We start from the raw sequence: 13707 nt of genomic DNA, 5'->3' as shown, positions 1-13707 counted from the left end.
ATCAAGTTTTTTTGATATTTATAGTATATACGCTGATTAGTTCTTTATGCAAGTGATTAATCAAGTTTTTTTGATTAATATAGAACAGCTTCCTCTAATCATACCTATACCACAAGTAAAAAGAACCATAGCCTTTTCAAAAAATGAAAAACTAAGGCTCTTTTAACAACTCAATAGTAAAAATATTTTAGATGATGATGCCTCCATAGCTATTAAAAGATCTTAAGTTGATAATTATGGAGTGGGCTCCCTATAAACAAAACCCTCCCGAAACATCTAAAATTTGACCCGTTACCCAGCGACTATCCGAAGAAGCAAGGAATGCAACTGCATCTGCAATATCTTCAACTTGCCCTATTCGTCCAAAAACAGATGAATTCGTAGCAAAATTTCGTATTTCTGGATTATCTAGCAATTTCGCATTAATATCTGTCTTCGTATATCCGGGCATAATTGTATTAACGGTTATACCTCTTTCTCCAAGATGTTTAGCTAGAGGACGTGTCATCGTATTTAATGCACCTTTACTTAAACCGTATGCAATTGATCCTGTAAAACCAAGTCGTACTTCGGCTGATGAGATGTTAATAATACGCCCTTCTGCACGTAGTAATGGTAATGTTTGCTGAATTAAGAAGAACGGCGCCTTAATATTTACGGCGATAATTTCATCAAAAACTTCTTCTGTCGTATTTTCAATCGTTCCTTGTGTACCTATCCCTGCATTGTTTACTAAAATATCAATCTCTGATGTATTAACTCTCTCTTGCAGTTCCTCCTTTAATTGTTCTACTAGCTTTTTGACACCATCAATTGAATTGAGTTCAGCTTCAATTAAGAAAGCTTTTCCTCCATTAGATTCAATCTCATTAATTGTTTCATCTGCAGCTGTTTTATTTCGGCCGTAGTGAATTGCAACTAATGCCCCATCTTTCGCCAATCTTATTGCAATGGCACGGCCGATGCCGCGACTCGCTCCTGTTACTAACGCTACTTTTCCATCAAGATTCTTCATTTTTTCCATCCTTCCTAAATTTCCGTTTGATAAAACCTATACTTATATTTTCATTCAAATACTACTAATTTTAAATATAGATTTATAGGTAATTTAGTTCGTTAACTTATGATATTATAGTTATAATTTGTGATCTACTTTAGAAAATAAAACGAGGAGGCTACACAATGCAAAACGCAGTAAAATTGGATGAAATTGATCATAAAATTATGAACTTGTTGTATGAAAATGCGAGAATTTCCGTTTCAGAAATAGGACGAATTATATCCATGACGCAGCCTGCTGTAAAAGAACGAATTAACATGCTTGAAGATCAAGGGGTTATAGCTGCTTACCGAACGAAATTTGAGCCTTCCAAAATTAATAAAAACATCCAAGCATTCATTATGTTCAAAACGAGTCAATGCTCTGATTTTATCCAATATTGTAATGCCGCTCCTGAAGTAACAGATTTATATCGAATTAGCGGGGAATTTAATTATATGATGAAAGTCATGAGCGATTCGATGGATTCTCTCGCTGCATTTTTAGACTCTTTAATGCAATTTGGATTATCATCTCCTTTAATTGTTTTAAAGAGTGAATTTGAAGAGAAATTGTCGTTCTGATAAGAGGGTACTAAGGTAGAAATATGAAGTGTATGTGGAAAAATCCTTTTATAATATAATAAAACCAGCCATAGGCTGGTTCTTTTTTCATTCGATTTCCTACTAAAAAATCCCGAGTATAATTCTCCTTCTTCCCTATCCCTGATTCTTCCGCGCCTCTCTAAACTCCTCCTTCACCTTCTCTAACAGCCCTTCTTCTGTAATTAATCGATACGCTGTATTCGCTAGTGCTTTTGCCGATGTAATTAATGCTTTGTCCCCGAGTTCTGAACGAGCTGCTTCTCTAAATTCATTCGTATGAGCAATTAAGTCATCTGGTCCGATTTTAATGTACGGATGAATGGTCGGTACGACTTGGCTTACGTTTCCTGCATCTGTTGAGCCGATTCCTACTCTTTCGTTACGATTTACATCTTCGCCAAGTACTTCTAGTTCTTCGGCTACGACGTCGTTAAATGTTTTTGTTACGAGCAATTCATCGATTTCATTTTGGAATTGATGAATTTTCACTTTCGTACCTGTTGCTAACGCTGCACCCTGTGCGATGTTTCTTACTTTCTCTGTTACTTCCGCACATCTTTTTCTCGTTGCAGCTCGGATGAAGAAGCGTGCCGCAGCATAATCCGGAATAATATTAGGTGCTTTTCCGCCGTCTGTAATAACTCCATGAATTTTCACATCTGATGGAAGTTGTTGGCGAAGTGCATTAATACTGTTATAAAGCTGGATAATCGCATCTAATGCGTTTATTCCTTCTTCTGGTGAAGCTGCTGCGTGAGCTGTTTTTCCGTAAAAATGAAAATCAAGTGGATCAACCGCTAGTGATGGACTCGTAGTCGCTGTTTTTCCGCTCGGATGAATCATAAGCGCCGCATCAACGTTTTTAAATAAACCAGCCTTTACATAACTCGCTTTCGCGCTACCGTTTTGCCCGCCCTCTTCTGCTGGTGTTCCGAACACGACAACTTCTCCGCCGATTTCTTCCAGTATTTCTGATAATGCGATTGCTGCTGCAACGCTAATTGTTCCAATTAAATTGTGACCACACGCATGACCGAGTCCCGGTAAAGCATCATACTCCGCTAAAAATGCGATGACTGGCCCTTGTTTTCCTGAACTTTTTCTTGCGATAAAACCAGTTTCGTGGCCAGCTATATTATGTTGCAACTGGAATCCTGCGCTTCCTAGCAGTAAACTTAACGCTCTTGATGCGTAAAACTCTTGGTTACCAATCTCCGGATTCGCATGAATATCATGACTTGTTCCTATGTACTTTTCCTTATTTCTTTCTATACTCTCTTCAATTGTTTTTCTTTGTGACGTTACTCCTGTCGCTCCCATTTTTCTTCCCCCTTTATTTTTACGTAAAAAAGCCTCTTTCTAAAAGATAGAAAGAGGCTTTGGCATATACAGTCAAAATGAGCTTCTTTCTTATCTTTCAAGTTACCTTGCTGGAATTGGCACAGTATTCATATAGAATCCGCTGCCGAGGTGTCATAGGGCCAGTCCCTCAACCTCTCGTGATAAGAATTTTCATAAAATTATATTAAATTATTTTTATTCTAAGTTTATTCCAAGTAAAAGTCAAGGAATTCCGATCCGAATTTACCGAATATCTAAAAACCCTTTTAATACGCCAATTGTCTCAGGTGCTTGCATTCTTGCACATATGTACGGAAATTCCATACTACCTTCAAACATCATTTGCGATGTGAGCGGTGCCCCTGCCCAAAAGATTTCATCATCGATTACTATAAACGGGAACGCTTTGTTTTGCCTTTGTAATTTTACATTCTTTAATGGAACTGGTCCATCACTATAAACCGTTATTTGCGCATTCGTACGCATTAACGCTTGCCATACTCGTTTATCAACTTGCCTTGTACTTGGAAGGGAAATGATAATTTTTCGTTTTGCCGCTAAAATATCTTTTAATAGCCCTTTCGGCTCTTCAAGATTCATTTCCATAAACCAGCGTAATCGTTTCGAGATTTTCCGCTCCCACACTTGTCTTGATGTCGTGCGATCATACACATCTCCGTGACGTTCTATATGAGCGGTTAATTGCGATAACGCTTGTTTTCTCGACAGATTTTTACGCATGTAGTGGCAATCTGATAATTGAATGAACTTTCCTCTCGCTCTCGTTACTGCTACATTGACGAGACGATGGTTTTTATGATCAAAGAATAACACGCCAGGACGTTCTTGCGGATAACTATCAACCGTATCAAAGATCATCATATCTCTTTCAGACCCTTGAAACTTATGAACTGTCGCCGCTAAAACTGGTATGTTTTGATATTTCGTTCTCTGCAACATTTCTCTAATACACGTTGATAAAAAGCGCGACTGCGCCCTGTAAGGTGTAACTACACCGATAGATTGAACACCGTCTAACAGTCCAATTAAAATCATTTGCATCGCTACTAAACCAGACATAATATTAAAACGCGAACCAGAAGCAGCATCTTTTAACGAAAAGGCTCCCATTAAGCTCGTATCAAATAAAACACTCGCCTCATTTGCGAACGGTTGCAGTTTCGCAAGTTCTTTACGTTCTGAAACAGATGGATGATCGTATACTCTATTTTTATAAATAAATGAATTCGTAAACTTCGATATATCCGCATGCATACGTCTTTGCTCCTGCAACATAAATAGGTTCGGATGTGCTTCTGATTTATTTACAGAATCAACAATCCCTGCATGGTAAAACATATCTTCGCCGAGCCATTTTCGAACGAGTTCATGATTTGCCATCGCAATAGGCGGCAATTGTAAAAAGTCGCCACAAACGACAATACGTTTTCCAAGAGAAGCAGCTAATGCGATTTGCGGAACATATGCCATACTCACTTCATCTACGACAACTAAATCAAATGTGCGCTCATAAATAAGTGAATCAATGGCACATTTTGATAGTGTCGCACCGATTACTTGCGCATTTTCAATATATTCTTTTTCTACTTCTTTAATTTTCGCTTTTTGCTTTCGAAGATCACTTTCAATCTCTTGTATACGCTTCTTATCAGCAGAAGTCGCTTTATATGATAAAATCTTTTCACGAAGATCTTGTCGTGTCTCTTCTAAATAGAGTCTTTCTTCTCCCCAAGATCCGTTCGTCGTTTCAACTAACTTCGATGCAAGTAACGTTTCATGATTTCGTATATGTTCATGTTGGCTAAAACCGTAACGAACAATTTCACCAGGTGTCCATTTCTTCTTCTTCTCAATTTGCTTCGTTACTTCGCTCATTAATACGTCCACTGCCGCGTTACTATGAGCTAACACAAGTACCGATTTTCCTTTTTGATAATGAGCCGAAATAATACGCGATAAATTGTACGACTTCCCTGTTCCAGGTGGTCCCCACACGTACGTTGTCGGATTGTAAAAAGAACGGTAAGCCAATTCATTTTTCGTATTTTTCATCTTTTCAAGGTGTTTCGGACTGCTCGTCCCATCTACAAGACGCTTTATACGATTACGTTTCAGCTTATCTTTATGTGCCTCTTTCAATCTCTCTTGCAGCTGTTCTAAAAGTTGCCACGGTTCACTGTATAAAACAGCTTCTCTTATTTCACCTTGTATATAATCATTTAATTTCAGTTCTATTTCTAATCCATGTACAGATAATACTTCCCCTGTTGCTTCCTCACCATCGAACTCAATTCGAATTGGTGAACCTTCAGGTAAGCTTACTTCCGAAATAAGCTGAAATACGTATACTGTACTTTCATAATCTGTATATAAGAAACGACCGTTAATGATAGAAATTTTACTACCACCTATCGTTTTCCAATGTTTAATTTCATAAGCTAATGCATAATGCCACTCTTTCATCGTTTCCGATAATGAAGGAGTTTGAGTAGTTGTATTCATAAAATAAGCTCCTTCCGTCTCCCCAAACATACTTTCTCACTATAACATATAACGCTCTAAAATTTTCAACAATTATATCTTGCTTATTTTCTTAATTTTCAATATTATTTTATGTATAAAATTTTCAGAAAGAAGGAATCTACATGCCAGTCAGAAGAATCGAACACGTCGGACTTATGGTCGCAAACTTAGAAACATCTATTTCATTTTATGAAAAGGTAGTCGGCTTACAGCTCATTAAACGTATGGGGCATCCAAATCCAGACTTAAAACTCGCTTTTTTAGGTGTGGAAGAATCGAAGGAAACAATACTCGAACTCATTGAAGGCTATAACTCTTCCCTTCCGGCAGAAGGAAAAGTACATCACATTTGCTTTAAAGTGGATTCATTAGAGGATGAAATTGAAAGAATACAGAAACACGGCGTAACCTTTTTACTAGGAGAAGAAATTGAAACATTACCAGATGGAACACGTTACATATTCTTCGCTGGTCCTGATGGAGAGTGGATAGAGTTTTTTGAGACAGAGAGGTCAACTACCCCCACTGAGATGAAGCGTTTCAGTGGGGGCTTGAGTTAGAACGCTAGGTCTTTTCGTCTATCGCTAGACAGTTTGACGCTCTAGAATTCATGCCACCTTACGGTAACACCCCAAGTATGTTTTTGGTTGGTACTGGCAACGAACTATTGTTTTCCCACTTGCACCACCCTTTCGAAAAAGAGCAATTCTTCCTTATGGAAGAAGCCACCACTCAGATGAACCCGGCGTGTGCTACAAGCCCCGACAAGTCGAGTACACATGGATGGTTGACGCACCCACTAAGCTATGCACAAAGCAACAGCCTTACGTTTTTGCACTTTTAATAGAATCGGCGTTTTTACTTTGAGATTGTCATCCAATTCTACAACTTTTGATTTTTGCAATGTATTCAACGCACCATTAATATCAGCGTGAATACATTTTCCTGATTTACTTTGATACATTCCACGAGTGATTCGTTTGCCACTAAAGCGATAATGCGTCCTATCATCCTTAGACCAAACTGGAATCGGATCTTTGTCAAGAAAACTAGCTTTTGAAGTATAGCTTTCTTCTTGTTTTAAAAATCGGATGCCTTCTTTTACACATTTATTCTCAATTGCTGCAATCAGTTTATGAAATGGGATTTGAACAAATTTTTGGTTATTCTTTTTTCCCATATCAGATTTTTGTTTCCAACCAGTGTTATACCCTACGACAACCGTATCTATGCTGCATGCTTTCACTTTTTTGAACAACAAACCTACAGTTTGTGAAATGTAACCATTTATTTGTCGTTCTCGTTTATGCCAAAGTGCAGCCATTTTGTTCGTTACAACTCGTTTAGAAAGTCCATTTTCCACATTTTTCAGTTGGAGATTACGTATCATTTTGTTGAAGTACTGGTTAATGGATTTTAATTTTTTCCCATCAATTAAAAATGCATCACCTGTATTTGTTACGCAACTTAATAATCTATCTACACCTAAATCGCAACTCAAAGCGTTACTAGTAGTCGTGGATTGCTTCTTCATTTGAGAAATGTGCATCTCATATGTGTAATGCACCTCAAAGAACCGACCTTTTTGCTTCGGTACAATCTCAATGTAGGAGATTTTTTTATTTCTTACATTTTTAGGCATACGTATTTTAATGGAACCGAATTTTTTTCTGAATGCAACATTCATCGGAATCATCCAATACCCGTTATCATCCACTTTTGGAACTTGATAGATTTCAATGATTCGTTTGTCCGTTGAACAAGAATAATTCGGAAACTTAGGACGACCTGTGAAGGTTTCAGGTTTTTTCTTCCACTGTTCCCATGCTTTAAAAAAGCTCTTCACTTCTGTAAATAAGGCTCTACGAATCGCTTGAACAGAGTTTGATTGAATGCCCCAGTAGTTCATATCGGCTTGCATGGCAGTGTCCACTTCTTTTACAGTAGCCATCTTGTTATGATTCAAGTAACTTTGTTTAATCGTGTACAATCCAACATTTCGCAATGCTTTTGAACTATGTGACATGCGCTGAAGTAAACGAAATTCTTTAGCTGTGAGACAAGCTCGTCCGATATTTTGTTTTTGAGTGAATCGTTGCATGTTTTCTCTTTTCTTTTGTTTACGTAATACTTTCACTGCTTTCTTTCTAGCCATTACTTTCACCACCTTTCTTAGAGAGTTCATTAAAATTATTTTTGACAAATAAATATTTGGAACGAAACGGAACAAAATGTAAACATGGTCTTCATCGTAATTCCTTTTGGCGCAAGTAACCGAATGATTATTATTATCCAATTTCGTTGTCTTACGATATATTCCCTCCTTATCTACGACAGATTATATCGTAAGACAAAAAGAAACAAACATTCGCCCTCAAAAAATTTTTATAAACGAAACAAAAGTGTTCAGTCTACCTTCTGACGGCAATTCATCTCCACCTGAATTGTTGGGTTTCACCCGTAACACAAATCAGATGGAGTCTTCTTGCCGAAAAGGATAAAGAAAAAATTCAAAAAAGAAGGGATTACCCCCTTCTTTTTACGCTTGCTCCGACTGTTGGATTTACGTGTCCCTTATTATTTACTATAACCATGATTCAGTTTAGTTAACTTTTCATTGATGTGAAAAATTCTTACTCTAATATCTTTAACACCAGATGCTTGAAGTCTGTTCTTGTGCATTTCTCCATATTTTTCAGCATCTTGTTTTTCTTCAAATACATAGATGCCTCCAGCTTCTTTCGTTTCTTGATTCTCCGTCCATATTTTCCAATGGAATCCTTCTTCTTCATTAATACTTTTTGCTAAATCCCAAAATGCTTTTTCCATTTCTTCACCAAAAGGACCTTCAAACGGAAAATCAACTTGTAGTAAATATGCCATTTTCACTCACTCCTATTTTCAATATTTTTCAATGTAAAGTTCACCAGAAATTCCTTTCCATTCTTTTACTGATTATAAATTTTGTAATTCGAATGATGGTAATACCTTAAATAAGTGCTGCTATTATTCCTGCACTCATTTGAAATTTCACCTGCATTTTCACAAAGCCTTTTGTAAAATAATTACAAAATACTAGTCAATTAAACTTAATTAATGAAATACAAGGAAAAACCTTCATCTTATGTATAAAAGGACTTGAAGTAACACGTGGAAAGAGACTTTCTTAAGTATTTAGGGAAATCATTGAAAAAATATCAATAACCCGAAATATTTTAATTAACATAATCTATCACTTACGAGCAATATAAAAGGATCTTTCGATTGAAGATCCTTTTATATTGCTCATTTAACTAAATAAATTAGTTAATTACATAACGCTCTTCTAACTTTCCTTGCGAAACTTAGCGGATCATCAACGTCTTCGATATTAACGTAAATTAAATTTGGATCATCACATAACCACTCATTGTGTATAGACGAAACGATTATTCCTTGTTTAATAATTGTAGCAACAAATTCAGTAACTTCCTTTTGTAAGAGCGCTACCCGGCCTAGACATAATGCCCGTCCAGTTTTATTATCTCTTGATTCGAATGAGAAGGAAGTTGTTACTCTAAAACGTTTTCCTAAGATAGTTGCTTGTATTTCATCCCGATTTATTGTTGCCACGCATTTTCCACCGGCGAACCCTTCTTGGCCACCGATAATTCTTGCAAACTGTTGACAAATTAATTCATCATTAAATGCCATACCTTTAATCATCCCCCCTTTTACTGTTAGGTTATGAATGAATACATCGGTCTGAAACGGTAATGAATCTATTCTATTACAAAAAAGATGATGGTAATCTGCCAAAATCTATTAGCTCAATTATTCTTGATTATTTGAATTGTTACTAGAGTTTAAATGGTGCAGATTTTTTGTTTTATGAGGTGTTTTTCCTTTTATGCTTGATGAGCGTCGGGAACTGAAGGCAAAACACTGTTAAGACATTTTTAAAGAACATAAAAAAGACACCCTAAGGTGCCATCCTCCGACTTGAGAATCATATCTATGTATGGAGAAATTTAGAAAAGATAAATACAAAAGAGAAGCTTCTAACTATAATTTATAGAGCTCTTGTAGCATGAATTACTTACATACATATTTCCTTATTTACCGGAAGAAGAATCCTGTTATATTACTTTCTGATCAGTCTCGTTAAAGCCATCCCAATAAATCCAGCGCCCATTCCTATTAGCCATCCAGCATGAGTATCGCCTAATATAGATCCCACTCCTCCGCCAAGAAACATGCAGCCAACAAATACTAATCCTCCAATTCCCCAATTCGTCCGTTCCATAATGCAATCACATCCTTTCAATAAAACATATGCGATTAGCTACCTCAACTTTCTTCCATAGGATGGTTAATTATTTTGCTTAGGTTTAGCACTATCAGGGAATTCATAAGATGCGAAGATTGAGCCACTTAAATGGATTGCAGAAGGTGAATTTAATTTTTTCATATTATAATAACTTAAGAGTTGTGGAACAAATCCTTCTTCAACTAACCAGTTAATGGAAGTATGGAGATTTCCCACAATTTATGACTCACCCCATCGCTATCAAGCTAAGAAAAGCAAATCCCCCCAAAAACTAAAATTATATGCATCATTGACTACTGTTAATGAGACGTTATGTCATACAATGGAGTTAATATTAGAAAACTGTGAGGATGATTACGTTGATAAAATTTATAATTAGTTATGCTGCAAGTCTGTTTGCTTTTATTTTCGGATGGTTCTTGATTTCATATATTTTTAATCCTAGCTTTATTCACCCGAACATTTTATTTGGATTCATTAAACGGATCGTCATTTATGGTAGTATACCAGCTCTTATAGCTTGTCTAATTGGGGAAGTGTTATACAGGAAAATCAAACGATGTAGGGAGTTTCAATTTGGAATTCCTGTATTTATAGGACTAGCAGTTATCTATACACTTACACCATTTCTTTTTATTTTCACTTTTACTTTTCTGCATTTTTTTTATTTCGTTGCACCTGTAATTATGGGGTCCTTAGCTTTTTATTTAGTACGTAGAAAAATATAATTAACTTCCGTTAACGAGAATTATGTAAATAAGCTGTCCATATGGGCAGCTTATTGTATTTTTTCAAATATGCGATATTTTATTTGTCGATAATTTTTTAATCTTCATTATTGATTTCTATTGTGCCTGTTCTAGCACTAACCTTTAAAATATTTAATAGATTATCAGGTGTCTTGATTTCCAATTCATATTCAAATTTAGATTGTGCTAAGTTGTCATCTTCTAATTCGAATTCTTTTTTCACATTAATAATTTCTCCATTTGTATGAGCTAAAGAAATTTCACGAACTTGTTTCTCTGTGTAGTTTTCATTGTTTTTTGCATAATTGTAACCCATACCATAATATCCACCAACAATAGCAATACCGCTTACTAAAATAGCAATTACACTTATAATTATTTTCTTTTTATGTTTTAACATTTCCATCCACTCCTTAATGATTAATCATCTATTCCAAATCTTGCTTCAAGTGCATTTTCTGCTTGCTCTAACTGATCTTCAAGTATATCGTGTTCTCTTTCTTGTATTTGATATTGTTCAACAGTTATCGTTCCAGCGTGATAATCTGCTTCTAACTGATTTTCAGATAGATCTATCTTGTCATCTAATTGGTCAATTTCTTTTTTTGCTGCTAAGTACGTATTTAAGTTATCTTCTTTTGCTCCGACTGGTTTCGTGTTATTTGCCTTTTCTACAATAGATGTGACTTCGTTTTTGAAATCTTGTGTTTGCTTAGTATCATTCATAGCAGGCCCTGTTTTGTGTGGTTCTTGTTGTAGTTGCGCACCTTCTTTTTGTGATGTATCGTTTTCTACTTTCAGTTGTTGTATTTCTGTATCGTTATCAGCTTGAGTAGAACAAGCTGTTAAGAATAAACAAGAAATTGCTCCAATCATCATCCATTTTCCCATTATGTTCTCCTCCCTTTACATGTGCACCTTATCCATGTCCTTATATTACTGAACAAACATTAAAGGAAGATTAATGTGCAAAAAAATAAAATGATATAATTAAATAGTTTCTAATCTTTCTTTAATGTTTTGGAATTATAGTGATACATATAAATAAGGAAAAAAGGAGAATGTTAATGCGAGTTCTTATTGTCGAAGATGAACAAGACTTACAAAATATATTGGTAAAACGATTAAATGCAGAATATTATAGTGTCGATGCATGTGGGAATGGAGAAGATGCTTTGGATTATATAAGCATGGCTACCTACGATTTGATTGTGCTTGACATTATGATTCCCGGAATAGATGGTTTACAAGTATTACAAAGATTACGTGCGGACAATAATACAACTCCTGTCTTGCTTCTTACAGCTAAAGATACAATTGATGATCGCGTAACAGGACTCGACTTAGGTGCGGACGATTATTTAGTAAAGCCCTTTGCTTTTGATGAGCTGTTAGCAAGAATTCGAGTGTTGATGCGAAGAAAAACAGGAAATACATCTAATGTGTTTGAAATCGCTGACCTAGTGGTGGATTGCAATATGCATAAAGTAACAAGGGGAGACCAGGTTATCACTCTTTCCAGTAAAGAATTTGCTATTTTAGAATATATGATTCGTAATAAAGAAGTTGTGTTGACACGGGATAAAATTGAGCAACATGTGTGGAATTACGACTATGAAGGTGGCTCGAATATTATTGATGTTTATGTCCGCTATCTTCGCAAAAAAATTGATAGCCAGTTTGAAACGAAGTTAATTCATACAGTAAGAGGCACTGGTTACGTATTGCGAGTAGAATCATGAAAAGACTATCAATAAAAATGAGAGTGACCCTGTGGTATACGGGGCTAATTGTAATTATTATGGCACTCGTGTTAGCTTTTATTTTAGCTTCTTCAGATAAAGTTTTGATTTTTAATATGAAAGATCAATTGAAGAGCACAGTAAAAGAAAGCATTGAAGATATCGAATATAAGCATGGACAGTTAAAGATTGACGATGATTTTGAAACCTTAGAAGATGGAGTAAATATCATCATTTATAGTAAACAAGGTGAGCTGCTGGCAGGACATAGTCCAACAGGATTTAATAAAAAGCTCTCGCTTAAATCCGATGAAATACAAACCATTAAAGATGGTAATAAAGAATGGATTGTATATGATTTTCTCCATAATGTAGGCGGCGATGAGCAAGTCTGGGTTCGTGGAATAATGACCATGAATCAATTATCATCAACCATGAATACACTTATTGTGGTAACACTCATCTCATTTCCATTACTTATTCTCATTGCGGCAGTGGGAGGATATTTTATTACGCAAAGAGCGTTTCGACCTGTGCAACAAATGAGTGATTCAGCCAGTAAAATTGGTGATGGTAAAGACCTTTCGAAGAGAATTAATTTACAAGGTTCATCGAAAGACGAAATGTATCATTTAGCACAAACCTTTGACAAAATGTTTGAGCGATTGGAGACATCATTCGAAAGTGAAAAACAATTTACATCTGATGCATCTCATGAATTAAGAACACCAACATCTGTTATTATTTCGCAATGTGAATACGCTTTATCGCAGAGGAATAATCCGAAAGAAATGGAAGAATCGTTAGAAATAATTTTAAGGCAATCACGTAAAATGTCCGCGTTAATCTCACAACTCTTATTATTAGCACGAGTTGACCAAGAAAAGCATAATACTTTTCAATTTGAATGTATCAATATGAGTGAATTAACGGAAATCGTTGTAGAAGAGCTTTCATTAATGGTTCAAGAAGCTTCGATTGATATAACAACTAATATAGAGGAAGACCTGTTTATTAAAGCAGATCAAACATTGATGATGCGTTTATTAATGAATTTACTAACGAATGCGATTGCTTATAGCAAAGCGAACGGCATTGTGAATATACAACTGTTCCGTGATGAAACCAACATAATAGGTAAAGTCTCCGATAATGGCATAGGCATCAGCGAGCAACATATTGCGAAAATATGGGACCGCTTCTATCGAGTTGACGCAGCACGAACATCTTCAAACAATGGAAACACAGGTTTAGGATTGTCGATGGTAAAATGGATTGTCGAACTACACGGAGGAGAAATTACGGTTGAAAGTGAATTAGGAGAAGGCAGTACTTTTACATTTAAACTACCAATTGAAAAACGAGCATAATGTATGCG

General features: G+C 35.8%; 15 protein-coding genes and 1 riboswitch. Of the genes, 5 read left to right on the top strand and 10 right to left on the bottom strand.

From position 1 onward, the window contains the following. Nucleotides 1–250 precede the first annotated feature (250 nt). Nucleotides 251–1015, bottom strand: a complete 765-nt coding sequence (locus ACE38F_RS13050; protein ID WP_375371248.1) for an SDR family oxidoreductase — start codon at nt 1013–1015, stop codon at nt 251–253. A 167-nt stretch (nt 1016–1182) separates the two neighbouring features. Between ACE38F_RS13050 and ACE38F_RS13045 the strand changes: the two genes are divergently transcribed. Next, the gene (locus ACE38F_RS13045) at nt 1183–1623 is read left to right on the top strand and encodes an Lrp/AsnC family transcriptional regulator (protein ID WP_375371249.1); all 441 of its coding nucleotides are present in this window, start codon (nt 1183–1185) and stop codon (nt 1621–1623) included. 135 nt (nt 1624–1758) lie between these two features. Here the strand turns inward: ACE38F_RS13045 and ACE38F_RS13040 are convergent, their stop codons facing one another. Then, on the bottom strand, nt 1759–2964 hold the full coding sequence (locus tag ACE38F_RS13040; protein ID WP_375371250.1) for a M20 family metallopeptidase: 1206 nt from the start codon (nt 2962–2964) through the stop codon (nt 1759–1761). Between the two features lie 87 nt (nt 2965–3051). Beyond that, nucleotides 3052–3153, bottom strand: a riboswitch (SAM riboswitch). A gap of 75 nt (nt 3154–3228) precedes the next feature. Then, nucleotides 3229–5538 carry an AAA domain-containing protein gene (locus ACE38F_RS13035; RefSeq protein WP_375371251.1) on the bottom strand — a complete coding sequence of 770 codons (2310 nt, stop codon included), beginning with the start codon at nt 5536–5538 and terminating at the stop codon, nt 3229–3231. A 113-nt stretch (nt 5539–5651) separates the two neighbouring features. Between ACE38F_RS13035 and ACE38F_RS13030 the strand changes: the two genes are divergently transcribed. Beyond that, nucleotides 5652–6089 (top strand): VOC family protein, encoded by a 438-nt coding sequence (locus ACE38F_RS13030; protein WP_375371252.1) that lies wholly within the window; start codon nt 5652–5654, stop codon nt 6087–6089. A gap of 239 nt (nt 6090–6328) precedes the next feature. Here ACE38F_RS13030 and ACE38F_RS13025 read toward each other — a convergent pair whose 3' ends face one another. The 5 genes from ACE38F_RS13025 to ACE38F_RS13005 form a co-directional block, all read right to left on the bottom strand. Further along, complete coding sequence (locus ACE38F_RS13025) at nt 6329–7684, bottom strand: RNA-guided endonuclease TnpB family protein (protein WP_375371253.1); 1356 nt, start codon at nt 7682–7684, stop codon at nt 6329–6331. Between the two features lie 422 nt (nt 7685–8106). Then, complete coding sequence (locus ACE38F_RS13020) at nt 8107–8412, bottom strand: monooxygenase (protein WP_375371254.1); 306 nt, start codon at nt 8410–8412, stop codon at nt 8107–8109. Nucleotides 8413–8835: 423 nt separating this feature from the next. Next, nucleotides 8836–9222 (bottom strand): DUF1259 domain-containing protein, encoded by a 387-nt coding sequence (locus tag ACE38F_RS13015; RefSeq protein WP_375371269.1) that lies wholly within the window; start codon nt 9220–9222, stop codon nt 8836–8838. A gap of 430 nt (nt 9223–9652) precedes the next feature. Beyond that, on the bottom strand, nt 9653–9814 hold the full coding sequence (locus ACE38F_RS13010; RefSeq protein ID WP_201034054.1) for a hypothetical protein: 162 nt from the start codon (nt 9812–9814) through the stop codon (nt 9653–9655). 66 nt (nt 9815–9880) lie between these two features. Further along, nucleotides 9881–10054, bottom strand: coding sequence for a hypothetical protein (locus tag ACE38F_RS13005; protein WP_215553560.1), 174 nt, complete (start codon nt 10052–10054; stop codon nt 9881–9883). A gap of 134 nt (nt 10055–10188) precedes the next feature. Here ACE38F_RS13005 and ACE38F_RS13000 point away from each other — a divergent pair, with 134 nt between their 5' ends. Further along, nucleotides 10189–10566: a hypothetical protein gene (locus ACE38F_RS13000; protein WP_375371255.1), complete on the top strand. Its 378-nt coding sequence runs from the start codon at nt 10189–10191 to the stop codon at nt 10564–10566. 97 nt (nt 10567–10663) lie between these two features. Here the strand turns inward: ACE38F_RS13000 and ACE38F_RS12995 are convergent, their stop codons facing one another. Both ACE38F_RS12995 and ACE38F_RS12990 read right to left on the bottom strand, forming a co-directional pair. Next, the gene (locus tag ACE38F_RS12995) at nt 10664–10987 is read right to left on the bottom strand and encodes a PepSY domain-containing protein (RefSeq protein WP_375371256.1); all 324 of its coding nucleotides are present in this window, start codon (nt 10985–10987) and stop codon (nt 10664–10666) included. A gap of 20 nt (nt 10988–11007) precedes the next feature. Further along, nucleotides 11008–11478 (bottom strand): hypothetical protein, encoded by a 471-nt coding sequence (locus ACE38F_RS12990; RefSeq protein ID WP_375371257.1) that lies wholly within the window; start codon nt 11476–11478, stop codon nt 11008–11010. Nucleotides 11479–11654: 176 nt separating this feature from the next. Here ACE38F_RS12990 and ACE38F_RS12985 point away from each other — a divergent pair, with 176 nt between their 5' ends. Together ACE38F_RS12985 and ACE38F_RS12980 are read left to right on the top strand one after the other, a co-directional pair. Further along, nucleotides 11655–12329: a response regulator transcription factor gene (locus ACE38F_RS12985; protein ID WP_375371258.1), complete on the top strand. Its 675-nt coding sequence runs from the start codon at nt 11655–11657 to the stop codon at nt 12327–12329. Further along, nucleotides 12326–13699 carry a sensor histidine kinase gene (locus ACE38F_RS12980; RefSeq protein ID WP_375371259.1) on the top strand — a complete coding sequence of 458 codons (1374 nt, stop codon included), beginning with the start codon at nt 12326–12328 and terminating at the stop codon, nt 13697–13699. The genes ACE38F_RS12985 and ACE38F_RS12980 overlap by 4 nt, the downstream gene beginning before the upstream one ends. The last annotated feature ends 8 nt before the right edge of the window (nt 13700–13707 follow it).

Origin of the sequence: Bacillus altaicus (assembly GCF_042136375.2) — a bacterium.
GTDB classification, from domain to species: domain Bacteria; phylum Bacillota; class Bacilli; order Bacillales; family Bacillaceae_G; genus Bacillus_A; species Bacillus_A cereus_U.
The sequence above is the reverse complement of the archived record's forward strand: the minus strand, read 5'-3'. Positions and strand labels throughout refer to the sequence as shown.